The organism is Cupriavidus sp. 8B (assembly GCF_054589115.1).
The window spans coordinates 125269-143134 of the sequence record NZ_BAAILO010000381.1 but is presented as its reverse complement, the minus strand read 5'-3'; the positions used below and the strand labels follow the sequence as shown (position 1 = coordinate 143134).

Annotated in this window: 13 protein-coding genes and 3 tRNA genes; 9 read left to right on the top strand and 7 right to left on the bottom strand. The window is 64.3% G+C overall.

Annotated elements, in window-relative coordinates; all coding sequences use genetic code 11:
- Positions 1 to 108: 108 nt before the first annotated feature.
- A complete protein-coding gene (locus ACYP5B_RS36185; protein ID WP_400096480.1) occupies positions 109 to 795 on the top strand; it encodes a C40 family peptidase in 687 nt (228 codons plus the stop codon).
- Positions 796 to 902: 107 nt separating this feature from the next.
- On the opposite strand, the gene ACYP5B_RS36180 is transcribed toward ACYP5B_RS36185, so the two are convergent.
- The gene (locus ACYP5B_RS36180; RefSeq protein WP_459572839.1) at positions 903 to 1844 is read right to left on the bottom strand and encodes a patatin-like phospholipase family protein; all 942 of its coding nucleotides are present in this window, start codon (positions 1842 to 1844) and stop codon (positions 903 to 905) included.
- A 1120-nt stretch (positions 1845 to 2964) separates the two neighbouring features.
- Between ACYP5B_RS36180 and ltrA the strand changes: the two genes are divergently transcribed.
- The 5 genes from ltrA to ACYP5B_RS36155 all read left to right on the top strand — a co-directional run bounded on the left by ltrA (position 2965) and on the right by ACYP5B_RS36155 (position 6899).
- The gene (gene ltrA / locus ACYP5B_RS36175) at positions 2965 to 4668 is read left to right on the top strand and encodes a group II intron reverse transcriptase/maturase (RefSeq protein WP_441636888.1); all 1704 of its coding nucleotides are present in this window, start codon (positions 2965 to 2967) and stop codon (positions 4666 to 4668) included.
- Between the two features lie 145 nt (positions 4669 to 4813).
- Entirely contained in the window at positions 4814 to 6220 is a 1407-nt protein-coding gene (gene gltX / locus ACYP5B_RS36170) for a glutamate--tRNA ligase (protein ID WP_459572838.1), read from the top strand.
- Between the two features lie 272 nt (positions 6221 to 6492).
- Positions 6493 to 6568 (top strand) — tRNA-Ala (locus ACYP5B_RS36165).
- A gap of 110 nt (positions 6569 to 6678) precedes the next feature.
- Positions 6679 to 6754 (top strand) — tRNA-Glu (locus tag ACYP5B_RS36160).
- A 68-nt stretch (positions 6755 to 6822) separates the two neighbouring features.
- Positions 6823 to 6899, top strand: a tRNA-Asp gene (locus ACYP5B_RS36155).
- A 249-nt stretch (positions 6900 to 7148) separates the two neighbouring features.
- Here ACYP5B_RS36155 and ACYP5B_RS36150 read toward each other — a convergent pair.
- The 6 genes from ACYP5B_RS36150 to trxA all read right to left on the bottom strand — a co-directional run bounded on the left by ACYP5B_RS36150 (position 7149) and on the right by trxA (position 13753).
- Positions 7149 to 8501, bottom strand: coding sequence for an MATE family efflux transporter (locus tag ACYP5B_RS36150; RefSeq protein WP_459572837.1), 1353 nt, complete (start codon positions 8499 to 8501; stop codon positions 7149 to 7151).
- 24 nt (positions 8502 to 8525) lie between these two features.
- Positions 8526 to 10313 carry an ArnT family glycosyltransferase gene (locus ACYP5B_RS36145; protein ID WP_459572836.1) on the bottom strand — a complete coding sequence of 596 codons (1788 nt, stop codon included), beginning with the start codon at positions 10311 to 10313 and terminating at the stop codon, positions 8526 to 8528.
- 185 nt (positions 10314 to 10498) lie between these two features.
- Entirely contained in the window at positions 10499 to 10762 is a 264-nt protein-coding gene (locus tag ACYP5B_RS36140) for a type B 50S ribosomal protein L31 (RefSeq protein ID WP_006157720.1), read from the bottom strand.
- 249 nt (positions 10763 to 11011) lie between these two features.
- Positions 11012 to 11866 carry a M90 family metallopeptidase gene (locus ACYP5B_RS36135; RefSeq protein ID WP_459572835.1) on the bottom strand — a complete coding sequence of 285 codons (855 nt, stop codon included), beginning with the start codon at positions 11864 to 11866 and terminating at the stop codon, positions 11012 to 11014.
- Between the two features lie 105 nt (positions 11867 to 11971).
- A complete protein-coding gene (gene rho / locus ACYP5B_RS36130) occupies positions 11972 to 13234 on the bottom strand; it encodes a transcription termination factor Rho (protein WP_043347534.1) in 1263 nt (420 codons plus the stop codon).
- A 192-nt stretch (positions 13235 to 13426) separates the two neighbouring features.
- Positions 13427 to 13753 (bottom strand): thioredoxin TrxA, encoded by a 327-nt coding sequence (gene trxA, locus ACYP5B_RS36125; RefSeq protein ID WP_010814265.1) that lies wholly within the window; start codon positions 13751 to 13753, stop codon positions 13427 to 13429.
- Positions 13754 to 14283: 530 nt separating this feature from the next.
- Between trxA and ACYP5B_RS36120 the strand changes: the two genes are divergently transcribed.
- The 3 genes from ACYP5B_RS36120 to ACYP5B_RS36110 all read left to right on the top strand — a co-directional run.
- On the top strand, positions 14284 to 14550 hold the full coding sequence (locus ACYP5B_RS36120; RefSeq protein WP_318231114.1) for a hypothetical protein: 267 nt from the start codon (positions 14284 to 14286) through the stop codon (positions 14548 to 14550).
- Positions 14551 to 14668: 118 nt separating this feature from the next.
- A complete protein-coding gene (locus ACYP5B_RS36115) occupies positions 14669 to 17581 on the top strand; it encodes a PD-(D/E)XK nuclease family protein (RefSeq protein ID WP_459572834.1) in 2913 nt (970 codons plus the stop codon).
- Positions 17578 to 17866: UvrD-helicase domain-containing protein (locus ACYP5B_RS36110; protein WP_459572833.1), on the top strand; the 289-nt coding region annotated here is incomplete at its 3' end. The genes ACYP5B_RS36115 and ACYP5B_RS36110, both read left to right, overlap by 4 nt.

Below are 17866 nucleotides of genomic sequence, written 5' to 3'. Positions count from 1 at the left end.
GGTTTGCATCACTTGGTCCGCTTTTTGCATGCGAGTCATCCCATTGATTTCAAGCCCGCCCGGTGTGTTTTCCCAGGCCTGGTCTAGAACGATTCATCAGGAGAACCAATGCAGCGAATGCTTCATTCCCTGGCGCGCGGCGCCGTAGGAATTGCCATTGCCTGCGGTGCCACTCTATCGAATGGAGTGCTGGCTGATACGGTCTTCAAGGATCCCGACGCCCGCATCGACGCACGTACCGAACTGAGCGCAGAGCCGCATCCGGAAGGCAAGCGCGGCTTGCTCTCTTCGGTCATGAGCTCCACCAGCCATGTGGCCAGCAAGGCCGGCGACCTCGTCATGAACGCCCTCGGGCTGATCGGCGTGCGCTACCGCTTTGGTGGCAACAGCCCCGAATCGGGCCTGGACTGCAGCGGCTTCGTTCGCTACGTGTTCAACGACACCTTTGGCTTTGTGCTGCCGCGCCGCTCGGTTGAAATGAGCCAGGTCGGCACCACGGTGGCTTCCAACGACCTGCGTCCCGGCGACCTGGTGTTCTTCAACACCATGCGCCATACCTTCTCGCACGTTGGCATCTACATCGGCGACAACAAGTTCGTGCACGCGCCGTCCACCGGCAGCAAGATCCGTGTCGACGACATGCGCGCCTCGTATTGGGTGACGCGCTACAACGGCGCGCGCCGTATCGACGATGCGCCGCAGGACAGCGGCAGCGCCAACAACCTTGGCAATATGGTCGAGACCCTGAAGCGCTTCGACCCCAGCGCTGGTGGCCGTTCGCTCTACGGCGGCTGATCGACAGGCGGACGCGGTCCGCACAGGTCAAAGAAAAAGGACTGCCACGCAGTCCTTTTTCCATTTTCTTCATGGGTGCCGCCGCCCGGCGGCACGTGCGCCCGCCCTTACTGCGCGGCCACCGTCCCGGCGGGCCGCAGCCGAGCCTGGGCCAGCTTGTCGCGCAGGCTCGCCATCACGGCGGCGGCGGCTTGCTCGCCAGCCAGGATGGCGCGGTTGCGTGAGGCGAAGTCGCTGCCGCCCATGTCCGGCAGGTCGGGGCGGATCACCACGTCGGCCCGCGCCAGCGCCATCTTGCTGATCGACTGCCCCATGATGGCGGTGGTCTGCAGCAATACACCGCTCTGGCCGTTGCTCTTCTGGCTGGAAGGCTCGGCGGAGATATTCACGGCGATCACGAAGTCCGCGCCCATGGTGCGCGCGGAATCCACCGGCACGGGCTCGACCAGTCCGCCGTCCACATAATCATGTCCCTGGATCGAGACTGGCTGGAACACCCCCGGCACGCTGCTCGATGCGCGCACCGCCTGGCCCGTGTTGCCGCGCCGGAACAGGATCCCCTGGCCGGTCTTGAGATCGGTGGCGACAATGCCCAGCGGCAGCTTCATGGACTCGATGGGGCGATTGGCGACCAGCTTGTTGACGTAGTTCTGCAGCGCCTCGCCCTTGAGCCAGCCGCCGAAACGGGTGCCGAAGGGCAGGGCCCAGTCGGCGATGGCGGCTTCGTCCATCGTCAGCGCCAGCTTGTTGAGCTGGAAGCCGCTCATGCCTGAAGCGTAGAGCGTCGCGACCACCGCACCCGCGCTGGTGCCGGTGACGAGGTCCGGGTGGATGCCCTGGGCCTCGAGTGCCTTGATCACGCCGATATGGGCGAACCCGCGCGCGGCGCCCCCGCCAAGCGCGAGGCCGATCTTGATGGGACGAGGCGGCACCGCGGGCGGCACGGCCGGTGTTTCCGGCGTGGCGGTGAGGGTGCCCGGCTTGGGGCCAAAGGAACAGGCAGCCAGCAGCGCTGCCGCGCCGGCGCCAAGGAAGTTGCGTCGTTGCATGGATAACCGAGGGAAGAGAAATGGCGCAGTCGTCACAACCAGCGCGCGTGACGGCAGGAATATGCTGTCCGCGCTGGCCACGCGTCCCGCGCGACAGCATTCAGACCGGGCAGAGCATAAATGATTCCGCGCGGCTGGGCATTCCGAGCCAGGGCGGGGCGGGCTGCCACGCCCTGCTTGCTATAATGCGGCGATCCTGTGCGATGCGAGAGCCTTGAACTCGCAGCGGCCTCCGCCGCAACTTAAACGTAACGACTGGGGTTTACCCTGAGTCGTCTCTGCAATGGTAGTTCCTCAGGCGTAGTGCCTGAGTATGAGCTGACGATCGTCATACTACGCCAGGGGCGGATGTCTTCGCCCATAAGGCGAAGGTGTGCGCGACGTTTTGACCCGCAAGAGTGGGTAAGAAGATCAGGGCGATAAGCTCTGCGCGTTATGGTTCGGTCGGAGCCAGCCGCGAGGCTGCCCCCGATAGAGAACCTGCTATGCGATTAGCAGTAGCCTAGGGAGACATGCGTCACTGGTGACGGTGGGGTGTGAAGCTTTCCTGACAATGTAGCCCCCGCAAGGGTGCGGTTCGTCCGTGAGGTAGAACTGTAGAGACTCCAAGCAGCACTGGGGTTGAGGAGCTAGGCTGACTGGCATGGGTAACTTAAGTGAACTGCTGATAAACGTCGTAAGCATTGCGGTGCCAAAGCTGCTGTTAGGCATCAACCAAAAGGTATGTGGTCGGTTATCCCGCTAGGATCTTGGGATACGTCGTCATTGGACCACCGGCGAATAGGCAGGCCCTAACCCGGTCTTGTAACGTGCAGGGAACGCAGTAAGCCCGTATGGCCGCCGAGACGCAGTTGACTTCGGCAGGCGAACCGTAAGGGACGCTGTCGGTTGTGCGGGTATGGGAGGTTGGAAAAAGCGAATGCCGGGCTGTAATGGTTCGGATAGGGGTTGCAACATCACTCCACGCGAAAGCGGGCAGACTTCCAACTGGTCTTTCGTCGCAAGACGAACTGACAGATCTCGCTTGAATGTGAAATTTTCCCCTAGGGGGCCAACGTGCCCCTTAGGGGGCAAGTTGTCTCTCTTGATGTTGGGGTAGCCCTCAAGATAGGAGAGCAGCATGGAAGTAATCATCTGCAAGGATGATTCTGCGCTTTCCGACGCATCGCGTAGCTGGGCGGCCATCAATTGGCGCAGAGTAGAGCGGAACGTTCGGGAGATGCAGGTCAGAATTGCGAAGGCAACAAAGGAAGGGGACTGGCGCAGGGTGAAAGCTCTGCAAAGGTCTCTGACCCGCTCGTGGTCCGCCAAAGCATCGGCGGTACGACGAGTGGCGGCAAACCGAGGTAAGCGAACGGCAGGCGTCGATCGCGAACTGTGGGATTCGCCTGAAGCCCGGTGGGAAGCCATTGGGCGGTTGAAGCGCCGAGGGTACCGACCTATGCCATTGAGGCGGGTCTTTATCCCTAAGGCCAACGGGAAGGAGCGCCCACTAGGCATTCCGACCATGTTGGATCGAGCCATGCAGGCCTTGTACCTGCTGGCGTTGGAACCAGTGTCCGAAGGGACGAGCGATCCGAACTCGTATGGGTTCCGGCTCAATCGTTCCACGTTGGATGCCATGTCCCAGCTATACGTGGCCTTGTCACAGAAGGTCTCAGCCCAATGGGTGCTGGAAGCGGATATCAAAGGCTGTTTCGACCATATCAGTCATGACTGGCTGGAGAGCAATGTCCGAATGGACAAAGCGATCCTGAGGAAGTGGCTGAAGGCTGGCGTGGTATTTCAGGGCCAGTTTCAGGCAACCGAGGCTGGAACGCCGCAGGGAGGCATCATCTCCCCGACATTGGCAAACGTAGCGCTGAATGGACTGGAAGAGCAACTGTTGAGCCATGTGACGGCAACGCTCGGGGTAGCCCAGTCTCGGAAGCTGAAGGTGAATGTAGTCCGATACGCAGATGACTTCGTGATCACCGGTTCCTCGCAAGAGATGCTGGCGAATGAAGTGAAACCGTGGGTAGAGCAGTTCCTTGCAGTACGGGGACTGACGCTTTCGACGGAGAAAACGCGAATCGTCAACATCGCACACGGCTTTGACTTTCTGGGGTGGAATTTCCGGAAGTACCTGGGAAAGCTACTCATCAAGCCAAGCAAGAAAAACGTGCAAACGTTCTATCGCAAGGTGAAGGCTGTCATCAGTGCTAACAAAGCGGTGCAGCAGGAGAAGCTCATCCTACTGCTGAACCCGTTGCTGAGGGGCTGGGCGCAGTATCACAGCCCGGTGGTGGCAAAAGCCACGTTCAACCGTCTGGAACACGACATATTTCGTGCTCTATGGCGGTGGGCGAAACGGAGGCACGCCAACAAGACGCCCACCTGGATTCGTAAGAAGTACTTTGCATCCAGGGGTGATCGAAGTTGGGTGTTTGGAACCACAGTAGTGAGAGACGACGGCAGTCAGGATAGGGTGGAGTTGTACTCGCTACCGCGAACACCCATCCGGCGCCACCAGAAAGTCCGAGGGGATTACCACCCCTTTGATCCGGCGCAGGAGAGGTATGGCGAGACCTTGCAGCAGAAGCGCATGTTGAATAGCATGTCGCACCGAAAGCAATGGATCAAGTTGTACATTTCACAGCACGGCTTGTGTGCGTTGTGCCAGTGCAGGATGACCAAAGAGACGGGGTGGCATGACCATCATATTGAGTATCGTGTACACGGTGGCTCGGACGCTCTAGGAAATCGGGTACTGTTGCATCCAGACTGTCACATCCAAGTACATAACCACGGTCTAACCGTTAAGAAACCGGCCCCCTCAATGTGAGGGGATTTCGAAAGGCTTGAGCCGTATGCGGGGAAACTCGCAAGTACGGTTCTTAGGGGGGGACGGGTCAGCAATGACCCTGTCCCTACCCGCCACACCCCGGCCTGCGCGCATTCGTGCGCGGGCTTTTTTGTTTCATTCCTATATGACACAACAACGCGTCCGCACCCGCTTCGCGCCGAGCCCGACCGGCTTCATTCACCTCGGCAATATTCGCTCCGCGCTCTACCCCTGGGCCTTTGCGCGCCGCATGAAGGGCGATTTCATCCTGCGCATCGAGGACACGGACGTCGAACGCTCTTCGCAGGAATCGGTGGACGTGATCCTGGAAGGCATGGCCTGGCTCGATCTCGATATCGATGAAGGCCCGTTCTACCAGATGGAGCGCATGGACCGCTATCGCGAGGTGGTCAAGCAGATGCTGGACAGCGAGCTGGCCTATCCCTGCTACATGAGCACCGAAGAGCTCGACGCCCTGCGCGACGCGCAGCGCGAGCGGGGCGAGAAGCCGCGCTACAACGGCTTCTGGCGCCCCGAGCCGGGCAAGGTCCTGCCGGCCCCGCCGGCCGGCGTGCAGCCGGTAATCCGCTTCAAGAACCCGATTGGCGGCAGTGTGGTCTGGGACGACGCGGTCAAGGGCCGGATCGAGATCTCCAACGACGAGCTGGACGACCTGGTGATCGCCCGCCCTGACGGCACGCCGACCTACAACTTCTGCGTGGTGATCGACGATCTCGATATGCGCATCACCCACGTGATCCGCGGCGACGACCACGTCAACAACACCCCGCGCCAGATCAACATCATCCGTGCGCTGGGCGGCGTTGCTCCCGTGTACGCCCACTTGCCGACCGTGCTCAACGAGCAGGGCGAGAAGATGAGCAAGCGCCATGGCGCCATGCCCGTGACGGGCTACCGCGACGAAGGCTATCTGCCCGAGGCCGTCCTCAACTACCTGGCCCGCCTGGGCTGGGCGCACGGCGATGCGGAAATCTTCTCGCGCGAGCAGTTCGTGGAGTGGTTCGACCTGGAGCACCTGGGCAAGTCGCCGGCGCAGTACAACCCGGAAAAGCTGGCCTGGCTGAACAACCACTACATCAAGGTTGGCGACAACGCACGCCTGGCCGGGCTGACCCAGCCGTTCATCGAGGCGCTGGGTGGCAAGGTGGAAGGTGCAAGCCTGGAAGGCGTCATCGGGCTGGTGAAGGACCGTGCGAATACCCTGAAGGACGTGGCGCAGGCCGCACTGCTGTTCTACCGTGGCGAGTCGCAGCCGGATCCGGCGCTCAAGGCGGAACACCTCAACGCTGACATCCTGCCGGCGCTGCAGGCCCTGGCCACGCGGCTGGCGGCGCTCACCGAGTGGAGGCGCGACGAGATCAGCGCGGCCTTCAAGGCGGTGCTGGCCGAGTTCGGCCTGAAGATGCCCAAGCTGGCCATGCCGGTCCGCCTGCTTGTGGCGGGGCAGTTGCAGACGCCTGCCATCGATGCCGTGCTGGAGCTGTTTGGGCGCGATACGGTGCTGCGCCGCATCCAGGCGGGGCTTGCCTGAAATAATTTGCAGAAAGTTCTGGCGGGGGCTTGCGCTCCCGCCAGGAATTCAGCATAATCTCGTTCTCCCTGCAGCGCGGACAAAAACCAAGCGGGCATAACGGATGGAAGCGATAAGAAGTAATCCCGCAGTAATGCGGATCGCAGAAAAAAGTTAAAAAAAGGGGTTGCAAAAAAGCAAGGTTGTTTATATAATCTTGTCTTCGCTGAAACGAAGAAACAAACGCGAAACGCAGTGGTAGTAAAAAGCAGTAGGCAGCAACGGAGTACCATGGGGCTATAGCTCAGCTGGGAGAGCGCTTGCATGGCATGCAAGAGGTCAGCGGTTCGATCCCGCTTAGCTCCACCAAAATGCCGGAAGTTTCGAATGCAGTAAATCGAGGCTTCCCAGGTGCGGTGAAAATCTGATTATTCAGGTCTTCGCAGTGCCAGACGGAATAAGTCGAAAGACAAGTTTCTGTCCCCATCGTCTAGAGGCCTAGGACATCACCCTTTCACGGTGAGTACAGGGGTTCGAATCCCCTTGGGGACGCCAAATAACGAACGTAACCAAACGTTCGGTTTGTCGTCGAAAGCATCGTTGTCGATGGCAGGTAAGAGTATGGAGTGGTAGTTCAGTTGGTTAGAATACCGGCCTGTCACGCCGGGGGTCGCGGGTTCGAGTCCCGTCCACTCCGCCAAAACTAAACCCGCATGGTTATGCCATGCGGGTTTTTTCTTTCGCTGTCCGGCATTCGCTCAGGCAGTTTCCGATAATCCCCGCTATTTGATTCGGCGCGCGCACGGTGGTGGCGCGGCGCATTATGTCCGGCCGCGCCTGCTAGCCAGGCAGGCATTATCGCGTCGTCGCCGGCGGCGGTCGGCCATGGCTCGACTATATGCCCTAGCCGCAGTGGAGATAATCCATCCTCCGCGCGTTCCAGGCTTGTTCAGCGTGCGCGGCGCCGGCTGACGGTGACGAAGTAGCGCACCAGCAGCGAGCCGGCGATGGCCAGGCTGATGCTGTTAGCCAGCCAGAACCCCGCGGCACCCCGTGTGAAGGCGGGCAGGGAGCCGATCAGGCCAAAGCCCAGCACGTAGCCGCCCCCCAGGCCGACGCCCCAGAGGGACACCGCGTAGATCAAGGTAGGCACCAGTGCGATCTTGTAGGCGCGCAGGATGAACGCCGTCATGACCTGTACCGCGTCGAAAGCCTGGTAGAAGGCAATGAACAACATGAGAGGAAGGGCGGCGCGTACCACTGCCGGATCCTTGGCGTAGGCATGCAGCAGCGGTTCCCGCAGGATCCACAGCAGGCCGCCCACCATGATCGCCAGCGTTGCTGCCAGGCAGATGCCGCGCCGGGCAATGCGGCGTGCGCTGTCCTGGTCGCGCGCGCCGATGGACTGCGCGACCAGCGTGGAAGTGGCGATCGCCAGCGACAGCGGCAGCATGTAGGCCACCGCGCCGAGGTTGGCGATGATCTGGTGGCCAGCCAGCACCACGGTGCCCATGCGCGTGATGAAGATCGACATCAGCGTGAACGAGGTGATCTCGATCAGGTAGGTCAGCCCCATCGGCACGCCCAGGCGCAGCAGCGCGCGGATCGGCCGCGCCTGCGGCCATGCCCAGCTGGAAAAGATCTGCAGGGGGCGGTAGGCCGCGTTGCGCCGCAGGATCAGGACGCCAGAGATGCACCAGATCCAGCTGATCAGCGCCGAGGCCAGCGCGCAGCCCGGCCCGCCCATCGGCGCCAGGCCGAATCCGCCGTCGATAAACCAGGCATTGAGCGGAACCTTCACCACCAGCCCGACGAGCTGCAGCACGGTCACCATGACCGGGCGCGACAAGGCGTTATTGAGCGCGGAGTAGATGCGAAAGCCAAGTGCGGCCGGCAAGCCGAATGCCTGGATATGCAGGTAGTGCGTGGCCTTCTCGACCAGCTCCGGCGGTGCCTGGGCAAACTCCAGCAGCGGGCCGGGGAACAAGAGCAGCAACATGCCGGGGATCGCCAGCGCCAGTCCCAGCCACGCGGCCTGCCTGACCTCGCTGCCGATTTCCGCCCCCCGCCCGGCGCCATGGAGCTGGCCGGCGATCGGGGCGAGCGCCTGCAGCACGCCCATCAAGCTGATGTAGACCGTGACGTAGATCGATCCGCCCAGCCCCACGGCGGCCAGGTCGATGGCCGAGGCCCGCCCGGCCATGATGGTATCGATCACGCCAAAGGCAATCACCGCAAGCTGGCCGACCAGGACCGGCGCGGCCAGCACGGAAATGCGGCGGATATCGTGGAACATGTTCATGCGGGCAGGCGCGGCGCAGTCACCTCAGGGGTGGCTCGGCAGCCGGCGCCCAGGCAGGCTGGGCCGGGGCGGCGCAACCCGGGACATATCGACCAGGCGATACATGCGGAAGCGCTCGTCGCGGTCGGAAGGGCGTCGGCCTTCCCAGATCAGGCGCCATTCGAAATGCGAGATGCTGGTGGGCTCGCCGTAGTCGACGGGATCGTGGCGCAGCAGGATGTCGCAGCCGTCGTTCGGGCCGCCAAAGCGGATGTGGCCGAAATAGGCAAACGAGGCCAGCTGCGCGTCGCCCATGCGAATCGGCTGGACGCAGTTATAAGCCGTGGGCAGCGCCATCGAGGCGGCCTGGGCCACATCGCGATAGGTCTTGCCGTAGTTGATCGATGGCATCCACAGCGTCATTGCCAGTACCCACATCAACGTGGTGCCCGCGGCCGAGATCACCACGGGGCGCCAGATCTGCTTGGGCGCGCGCGACAGGCGCCAGCGCACGATCAGGATCCAGGCTGCCGTCACCAGCAGCGCATAGATGATCGCGCTGACGGTGAAGTCTTGCTGGAAGCCCGGTAGCAGGCGGTAGATATTGGCGGCGATGCGCGGGGGCTGGCCCGTCGTCCTGGCGATCCACATGAACCAGACAAAGCCACCGAAGATGGTGAAGAACAGCAGGGCGAACCAGTCGATCGCGTTGATGGCGGCGCGCGTGAGCGTGGGCAACCCGAACGCGGCAAGCACGGCCATCGGCGGCAGCAGCAGGATGAACTGCACGTCGCCCGGCGAGCGCAGCAGGAACAGCAGCAGCAGCGGAGGCAGCAGCATCGCCAGGGGCAGCGCCACATGCGGCGCGCGGCGCATGCCCGACCAGCTCAGCCAGGCCCAGCAGGCAATCGGCCACACCGGCCAGGTAAACAGCAGCAGGTTGCGTGCGATGAAGTTGAGCGCGGTGGCGTTCGGTGCGCCGTAGGTGCGGCGATCGTAGCGCGACCACTCGCGGATAAAGGTCACGGCGTCGTTGTGGTCGGTCGCGCCCAAGTAGGCGGCGGCCATCCAGGCCGCCACCAGCGCCAGCGCCAGCGGTACGCTCGCGAGCAAGACGCGCGGCAAGGGCAGGGGCTTGCAGGCCAGGCCGCAGATGATGACCGACACCAGCAACACTAGCGGGATGACCGGCCCGCTGGACAGGGTCAGCGCACCCAGCCCGACGCCCAGCCAGGTGCCACCCTGGAGCGGCTTGTCCAGGCTGCGCACCATGCCATACAGGCTCATGGCGACAAAGCAGACCTGGCCCACCTGCGGCGTGGTTTCGTGGCCGCGCATGGCCAGGCCCACGCAGGCCAGGAAAATCAGCAGGGCGCCGTCGGCCAGCGTGCGGCCGTAGTCGCGCGCGTTGGGCTGGCCGCCGAAGACATAGGCGAAAGGCTGCACCTCGGCGCGCCGGCCGAGCAGGTAGGTGGCGTACCAGATCAGCGCGCAGGTGCCAAAGTAAAAGAGTGCCGTGGCGATGCGCGACGCGTCCGGCGCGCCGAGCCAGCCGCCAAACAGCCGGATCATCAGGGCGCCAACCCAGAACACCAGCGGGCCGTCTTCGCCGTAAGGGCGGCCCACGATATTGGGCATCAGCCAGTCCTGGGTGCCTCCGGTGGCAAGTTGCCACATCACGCCGAAGCCGGCCGCATCCTCGTTTTTCCACGGATCGCGGCCGAACAAGCCAGCCAGGCCGTAGATGATGCAGATGGCCAGCAGCAGCGCGCGCGGAAGCGTGCCGGTGGCGGCTGCGGTCAGGTGGACACGGGAAGTCTTGGCTGCGCTCATTGATTGGTGGGGCTTGGGGGCGGCCGGGGCGGGCGCTTCCGGTTAGCTGCGTCCGGCGGCGCCGGTTGGTGCCGATCCAGCGGAGGCTGCAAAAGCAAAGAGGCAGCCGATGCTGCCTCTTTGCTTGGGTGCGCGGCGCCGGAGCATCTTGTCCGAGGCCATGCAGCGAGCGGGCTCGCGGCGAATTACTTCGCGGTGAGCTTGTTCAGCTTGCTGCCGAACTTCTGGCGGAACTTCTCGACGCGGCCGGCCGTGTCCATGATCTTCTGGGTGCCGGTGTAGAACGGGTGCGATTCCGACGAAACTTCGATCTTGGCCAGGGGGTATTCCTTGCCGTCGCGGGTGATCGTGTCGCGCGTCTGGATGGTCGAGCGGGTCACAAAGCTGAAGTCGTTCGACACGTCGAGGAATACGACTTCGCGATAATTCGGGTGAATGCCTTCTTTCATGGTGTTTCCTTTCAGGTTGGGTAGCCAGTCCGTTGTTTGCCGTGCTGCTGCCGCTGCCATGACTAAAAGCGCCAAGAGCGCCAAAAGCTGGATGCGCTGATTGCACCGATTGCGCTGGCAGCGTTGCGGCGAACGAACCACTTGCCGATAACGGACAATCCGGGATTATCGCAGAAAAACAAAATGCTGGGCAAGTTTTGAGTGCGCGATGCGCAGGGCGGGCGAGGGTGCCGAAATATTGATCTTCGATCACATCGAGGCCGGGTCCTGACGGTAGAACGCCGCGAGCGAATCATAGAGGACCGGCCAGTGCCGGCGCAGGCCAGCCGGCTCGACAAAGAAGGTCTCCGAGGCCACCGCGAAGAACTCGCTCGGCGCCTCGCAGCCATACGGGTCGATCACCCGCAGCGCCGGCGGAAGCCGTTCCGGATGGTCCCAGGCATGGTCGGACTGCTGCTCGCATGCGTCGGCGAAGCGGTCGTATTCGGTGAGGAAGGTCTCGGCCCATTGCTCGCGGTCGATGCCCGGATGGAGCACGCGCGAGAAGGGCGGCACGCCGTCCGGTTCGCCGTCGAGCATGTCGAGCTTGTGGGCGAACTCGTGGATGACCACGTTGTAGGTGTCGTCGGGGTGGTGGGCGTGGCGCGCATTCAGTCCGGCGCCGGGCGTCTGCACATCGGGCCAGGAGAGGATGACCGGCCCATGTTCCCAGGCTTCGCCGCTGGCTTCCTCCACCACCCCATGCACCAGGCCGATCTCGTCCTCGACGGTACGGCGGATGACGAATTCACCGGGATAGAGCACGATGCCGCGCCAGCCGCGATACCACTCGATGCCCAGCCTGAGGATGGGCACGCAGGCCTGCAGCGCCACGCTGGCAACCATGTCGTCGGTGAGCGGCAGGTCATGCGCGGTCGAGTATTCCTTGTCGGCAATGAACAGCGTGGCGAGCTCGCGCAGGGCGGCGAGATCGGCGTCGCCATAGCGCTGCACAAACGGCAGCATGGCCACCGTGTGCGTCCACAGCGCATCGGGGATCGCGTAGTGCTCGAGTTTGCGCACGCGCGAGCGCGCACGCAGGAAGTGGCTCAGTCGGCCGAACATGGGACTCCTGAAGGCACAGGGCGGAAATGCAAAAAGGGCGCGCCGAGGCACGCCCTTCCAGTGCAGTGCCAGCGCGCGAACCGCAGCGCGCGGCATAACGAACGATCAGCCGCCTCTGCGCATCATATCGAAAAACTCGGCGTTGTTCTTGGTCGCCTTCATCTTGTCGAGGATGAACTCCATGGCCTGCACTTCGTCCATGTCCGAGATGAACTTGCGCAGCACCCAGACCTTTTGCAGGATTTCCGGCTTGATCAGCAGTTCTTCGCGGCGCGTGCCGGACTTGTTCAGGTTGATCGACGGATAGACGCGCTTTTCCGCCAGGCGGCGTTCCAGGTGCACTTCCATGTTGCCGGTGCCCTTGAACTCTTCGTAGATCACGTCGTCCATGCGGCTGCCGGTTTCGATCAGCGCGGTGGCGATGATGGTCAGCGAGCCGCCTTCTTCCAGGTTACGCGCAGCGCCGAAGAAGCGCTTGGGGCGTTGCAGGGCGTTGGCGTCCACACCACCGGTGAGCACCTTGCCCGAGGCCGGCACCACCGTGTTGTAGGCACGTGCCAGGCGGGTGATCGAGTCCAGCAGGATCACCACGTCGCGCTTGAGTTCGACCAGGCGCTTGGCCTTTTCGATCACCATTTCAGCGACCTGCACGTGGCGGATGGCGGGTTCGTCGAAGGTCGACGCCACCACTTCACCGCGCACCGAGCGCATCATTTCGGTCACTTCTTCCGGGCGCTCGTCGATCAGCAGCACGAACAGGTCCGCTTCCGGATGGTTGTTCGCAATCGCGTGGGCGATGTGCTGCAGCATCACGGTCTTGCCGGACTTGGGCGAGGACACCAGCAGGGCGCGCTGGCCACGGCCGATCGGCGCGATCATGTCGATGATCCGGCCGGTGATGTTTTCCTCGGCGCGGATTTCGCGCTCCAGCGTCAGCGGCCGGTTCGGGTGCAGCGGCGTCAGGTTTTCGAACATGATGCGGTTCTTCACCGCTTCAGGCGCTTGACCGTTGACCTTGTCCACCTTCACCAGCGCGAAATAGCGCTCGCCGTCCTTGGGGGTCCGTACTTCGCCCTCGATCGTGTCGCCGGTATGCAGGTTGAAGCGGCGGATCTGCGAAGGGCTGATGTAGATGTCGTCCGTGCTTGCCAGGTAGGAGGTCTCGGGCGAGCGCAGGAAGCCGAAGCCGTCCGGCAGGACTTCCAGGGTGCCGTCACCAAAGATGATTTCGCCCAGCTTGGCGCGCTTCTTCAGGATCGCAAACATCAGCTCCTGTTTGCGCATCCGTTGTGCGTTGTCGATCTCGAGGGTCGCGGCCATTTCGAGAAGCGCAGACACGTGAAGCGATTTGAGTTCTGTCAGGTGCATAGACGAGGGGTACAGAGGCGCCCGGACGGGCTGGACCTAAAGGAAGGGGGAGGAAATGAGCGAACGCTCGGGGAAGTTGTTGATGCCATCTTAGCACAATCCGGACGGTGCGCCAGGGAAGGCGCACGCACGTCGGATTGTGGCTACACCGGGGGGGGGGCACCTGAAGGCGCCGCGCCCCGGGCAAGCGTCTTACAGATTGCCGTCGAGGAACGCGGTCAGTTGCGACTTGGACAGCGCGCCGACCTTTTGCGCGGCAACCGCGCCATTCTTGAACAGGATCAGCGTGGGGATGCCGCGGATGCCGAACTTGGCCGGCACTTGCTGGTTCTCATCGACGTTGATCTTTGCGATCTGCAGCTTGTCGCCGTAGTCCTTGGCCACTTCGTCCAGGATCGGGGCGATCATTTTGCACGGACCGCACCATTCTGCCCAGAAATCGAGCAGGACGGGCTTGTCTGACTGGAGCACGTCAGCGTCAAAGGAGGCGTCGCTCACATACTTGATTTGTTCACTCATGGCGGAAAACCTCTGGTTTCGCTCAGTTTAATTTGAAGGCGGGATTTGCCGAACCGCTACATTACACGAGTTTGCGCATACCCGTAGGCAGGCGCCTCACCCGGTGCAGGCCGGCCCGAGCGACGGGACAGCCAAGATAGGCGGGATGCTGCTGATATGTTACCAGTTGATGGGAATTCAATACCTGCCCGCCAACCTTACGGTGCGCTGCCGTACGCGGTGATAAGACCGGCCGGTGCGGCGGCGTGTAGTGCAATTCTGCCCGCGAAGCCAAGCCTGGTGGGATGATTGTATTAATCGGCGCAAGAGCTTTTATCAATCGGGAGGTGCGTCGAGGCTCGCCGCCAGGCGCCTGGCGTGTGACTTATCGATAACGTTTCTTGTGTTTGGACACCCGGTGCGCCTGCCTTGCGAGAAGCGCAATCCCATGCGATGCAAAGGTCGCGCGGCGCCACCGGACGCGTAGAATAGAATCATGCGCCCGGCCTCGCGCCCGGCGCCTTCCCGCGCAACAGACAAGGCTACAGACCATGACGCCAGACACCCCTTCCAAGCCGGATCCGGAGCAGCCTCCCGAAGTGGAACACTTGAGCGACGCGCTGGATCACATCAATGCCGCGGTCGAACAGGAGAGCATTGCCGGCGGCGCGGCCAAGGGCCTCCTGTACAGCGTCATCGAGACCCTGGGCGCGCTGATAGGCGACCCCGACCTGCCCGAGCACGCGCGCTCCGGCTACCAAGGCTTGCTGGAGACCGCGCGCGAAATCCGCACGCGCCTTGAAGGCGGCAGCCACTGAACGCTCTCCGGGTATTCCCGCGCTTTTCGCGCATCCCGATGCGCGATGCCCGGCTGCGCGCGCTGACCGCCGCGCGCTTGCTTGCCATGGCATCCGATCCGGCCGTCACTCTCGCTTCATGACCTCGCTGCAATTTCGTCCCGGCCCCGACTTCCTTGCGCAGGCCGCCGCCGCGGCCTGGTATTTCCTCGACCATTGCGGGGAGCAGCAAGCCGCCGCGCATGTGGTGGTGCCCACCGCTGCGCAGATCCCCGGCGTGCGCCAGGCGCTGGATGCCGCCGCGCGCGCGGCCGGCAAGCCGCGGCTGCTGCCACGCGTCGTCACCATTGGCCACTGGCTGCTCGACCTGCCGCCCGACCCGATCCCGGTGCGCAGCCATGCGGCGCGGCTGCTGGCCGTGCAGCAGGCCATCCGCGCGCAGGACTGGCTGCGGCGCGCATTTGGCGCGCAGACCGAGGCCGCGGCATGGGGGCTGGCGCAGACGCTGCTCACCATCAGCGACGAACTGAGCGCGCGCTGGCTCGACGACGACGCCATCCGCGACGAAGATGTCGATGGGGACGACCGTGCGGCCCTGCTGCAAGGCGCGCTGGAGCGGACCTACGCGCATCTGTCCTCCCGCTTCCTTGGCGAGGAAGCGCGCATCGTCATGGCCTTCTGGCAAGCCCTGTCCGGACCGGACGATCCGCTGCCGGCGCGCCGCCGCACGCTGCACCGGCTGGCCCAGCACCTGGACGGTCCGGTCATCTGGCTCGGGCCAACGCCGCCCCAGCCGATCGAGGAAGCGTTCCTGCGGCAAGCTGCCGAGCTCGTGCCGGTGATCCGCATCGGCTATGACTGGACTGCGCAGTCCGCGCAGGCGCAGAGCAGCGGTCTCGATGCCGACATGGGCGAGGGGCAAGGGGAGTACGACTGGTACGACACCTTGCTGGCGCTGTGGCCCGAGGCGCGGCTGCCTGGCGCGAACGAAGCCGCCGCGCGCCGCGCGCCGCGCGGCCTGCCGGCGCAGCGCCCGCGCGTGCGCGTGATCGGCAGCGCGCGCTTCGAGGACGAGGCCGGCGCTGCCGCCGAGCAACTCGTGCAGTGGCTCAACGAAGGCCGCCGCCACGTGGCGCTGGTGGCGCACGACCGCGTGGTGGCGCGGCGCGCGCGCGCCTTGCTGGCGCGGGCCGGCGCGCCGGTGCGCGACGAAACCGGCTGGAAGCTCTCGACCACGCGTGCTGCGGCTGCGCTGATGCGATGGTTCGACCTGCTCAACCAGGACGGCGATACCTCGGCGCTGCTCGACCTGCTCAAGAGCCCGTTCTGCCTGCCCGGTTTTCCGCTGCGGGGCGAGGCCATCGCCGCGCTCGAGCGGCAGATCCGGCGCGACGGCATCAGCGGTGGCTGGCGCCGCTTGCAGCAGCGCTTCCGGATTGACGCGGCTGACCAGGCCAGCGGCGATAGCAACGGCGACGACGCGGAGCAAGACGCCCGCCGCGCGGCCCGGCAGGCCGCTTGCGAGCTGGTGCAGCACCTTGCGGCCGAAGCCGGCGCCTGGCCGCGCGGCAATGCGCAGCACCCGGTCTCGACCTGGCTGGAGCGCCTCGATGCCACGCTCGATGTGCTTGGCATGCGCGAGGCGCTTTCGGCCGACGATGCCGGCATGCAGTTGCTCGACGCGCTGGCGCGCCTTGCCGAGCTGCCGCAGGACGAGACGGGCTCGGGCGCCACGCTCGATCTCGGTGAATTCCGCTCCATGCTGTCAGCCTTGCTTGAGTCGGTTGCCTATAAGGAACCCTCGGCCAGCGGCGCCGCGCGCATCACCATCCTGCCGCTCAACGGCGCGCGCATGCGCCGCTTCGACGGTGTCGTGGTGGTGGGTTGTGACGACACGCAGCTCCCCTCCAGCGCGGCCGAGCTGATGTTTTTCTCCAACCAGATGCGGCGCGAGCTCGCGCTGGAAGACCGCGAGGTGCGCTTCGCCCAGCAGGCGCGCGACCTGGCCGAGGTCTTGCTGAACAACGATGACGTGGTGCTCACCTGGCAGCGCCTTGGCGCGCGCGGCGAGCCCAAGCATGTGTCGGGCTGGATCGAGCGGCTCAGCGCGCTGTGCTCGCGCGCGGGCGCGCCGATCGAGGCAAGCGCGCTGCCGGTGCTGCACGAGACCTTCGCGGAGGTGGGCGGCATGCCCGCGCCCGCGGCATCGGAGCTGGTGCCCGAGCGCTGGAGCGCGCAGGCGTACAACATGCTGCGCCGCTGTCCCTACCAGTTCTTTGCCGGCCGCATGCTCGGGCTGGCGGGGCTGGAAGTCGTCAGCGACGACCTGGAAAAACGCGATATCGGCGAGCTGCTGCACCGCGTGCTGCTGCGTTACCACCGCGAAGCGTCGCAGGACGGCTTGCGCCGCGATGACGCTCGCCTGGCGCGCCTGCGCGAGATTTCCGATCACGAGTTCGGCGCGCTGATGAAGGAAGACGGCAACGCCATCGGTTACTACCGCCGCTGGTGCGAGGTGCTGCCCTCCTACGTGGCATGGCAGGCCGAGCGCGAAGCGCAGGGCTGGTTCTGGGACGATGGCGAGCTCGATGCCACCGTCGACCTGCCCATGCCCGACGGCCAGCCGCTGCGCGTCAACGGCCGCATCGACCGGCTCGATCGCGCGCGCGACGGCAGCCGCGCGGTGCTCGATTACAAGACCCAGACCGTGCTGCGCTTGAAGCGCAAGGTGGGGGACGTGGAAGAGGATTGCCAGTTGCCGTTTTATGGATTGCTGCGCGCCGACGTCGCCGGTGGCAGCTGGGTGGCGCTCGAAGGCGCGAAGGACGGCCCGCCGGCACCCCAGCGCGAAGTGAGCCTGCCTGACTTCGATGCCGCGGTGGCGTGGCTCGAACAACAACTGCGCAGCGACGTGATGCGCCTGCGCCAGGACGCGCCGCTGCCGGCCTTCGGGGACGCCGGCGCATGCACCTACTGCACCGCCCGCGGCCTGTGCCGCAAGGGCTTCTGGGAAAGCACGGCGTTGCCGCCGGGGATCGGGGGCCGCGCATGAGCGTCCACCCTTATCTGCGCGATGGCCAGCCGGTTGCCGAGGCCGAGTTCACGCGCGCGGCCTGCGACCCCGCCGGCTCCGTGGTGGTCGAGGCCTGCGCGGGCAGCGGCAAGACCTGGTTGCTGGTGGCGCGCCTGCTGCGCCTGTTGCTGGCTGGCGCGGCGCCGCACGAGATCCTCGCCATCACTTTCACACGCAAGGCCGCGGAGGAAATGCGCGAGCGCTTGCTGGAAGTGCTCGCGCAGCTCGCGCGCGACGATGACGACGCGGTGATCGCCGCGCTCA

Bases quoted from the DNA above. Each gene is read 5' to 3' on its own strand.
- ACYP5B_RS36185 (WP_400096480.1), top strand. From the start codon at position 109: ATGCAGCGAATGCTTCATTCCCTGGCGCGCGGCGCCGTAGGAATTGCC.
- ACYP5B_RS36180 (WP_459572839.1), bottom strand. From the start codon at position 1,844: ATGCAACGACGCAACTTCCTTGGCGCCGGCGCGGCAGCGCTGCTGGCT.
- ltrA (WP_441636888.1), top strand. From the start codon at position 2,965: ATGGAAGTAATCATCTGCAAGGATGATTCTGCGCTTTCCGACGCATCG.
- gltX (WP_459572838.1), top strand. From the start codon at position 4,814: ATGACACAACAACGCGTCCGCACCCGCTTCGCGCCGAGCCCGACCGGC.
- ACYP5B_RS36150 (WP_459572837.1), bottom strand. From the start codon at position 8,501: ATGAACATGTTCCACGATATCCGCCGCATTTCCGTGCTGGCCGCGCCG.
- ACYP5B_RS36145 (WP_459572836.1), bottom strand. From the start codon at position 10,313: ATGAGCGCAGCCAAGACTTCCCGTGTCCACCTGACCGCAGCCGCCACC.
- ACYP5B_RS36140 (WP_006157720.1), bottom strand. From the start codon at position 10,762: ATGAAAGAAGGCATTCACCCGAATTATCGCGAAGTCGTATTCCTCGAC.
- ACYP5B_RS36135 (WP_459572835.1), bottom strand. From the start codon at position 11,866: ATGTTCGGCCGACTGAGCCACTTCCTGCGTGCGCGCTCGCGCGTGCGC.
- rho (WP_043347534.1), bottom strand. From the start codon at position 13,234: ATGCACCTGACAGAACTCAAATCGCTTCACGTGTCTGCGCTTCTCGAA.
- trxA (WP_010814265.1), bottom strand. From the start codon at position 13,753: ATGAGTGAACAAATCAAGTATGTGAGCGACGCCTCCTTTGACGCTGAC.
- ACYP5B_RS36120 (WP_318231114.1), top strand. From the start codon at position 14,284: ATGACGCCAGACACCCCTTCCAAGCCGGATCCGGAGCAGCCTCCCGAA.
- ACYP5B_RS36115 (WP_459572834.1), top strand. From the start codon at position 14,669: ATGACCTCGCTGCAATTTCGTCCCGGCCCCGACTTCCTTGCGCAGGCC.